The following is a 450-nucleotide window of genomic DNA, read 5'->3' on the forward strand; positions in this document are numbered from 1 at the left end:
GCCCGTGCAGTGAGACACCCTTCGGTACCCGCACCGGCCGCTGGTACCGTGCCGCCATGCGCGCACCCATCGGAGACTTCGACCGGGCCACCCCCGCCCCCGACTGCCTCGACGAGCTGACCGCCCCCGTCGCGGAAGCGGTCCGCGGCTGGAGCGGCGGCGTCCCCGCCGACCAGATCCTCTACGTCGAGACGGACCCGCGCTGGGCCGACACCGCCGTCTTCGTCGAGCACTACGGCAGCGACCTGCTGGAGCGGTCGGCGAACTGCGTGGTGGTGGCGGGCAAGCGCGGCGGCGAGTCCACGCTCGCCGCGTGCGTCGTGCTGTCCACCACCCGGGCCGACGTGAACGGGGTGGTGCGCCGCCACCTCGGCGTCCGCAAGGCGTCGTTCGCGCCGATGGACACGGCGACGGGGGAGACCGGCATGGAGTACGGCGGCATCACCCCCG

1 protein-coding gene is annotated in these 450 nt (G+C 74.2%); it reads left to right on the forward strand.

The window, feature by feature from the left end:
* Positions 1-56: 56 nt before the first annotated feature.
* Positions 57-450: YbaK/EbsC family protein (locus LPA54_RS38705; RefSeq protein ID WP_228985066.1), on the forward strand; the 394-nt coding region annotated here is incomplete at its 3' end.

Source organism: Streptomyces sp. DH12, from assembly GCF_020873895.1.
Taxonomy (GTDB): Bacteria; Actinomycetota; Actinomycetes; order Streptomycetales; family Streptomycetaceae; genus Streptomyces.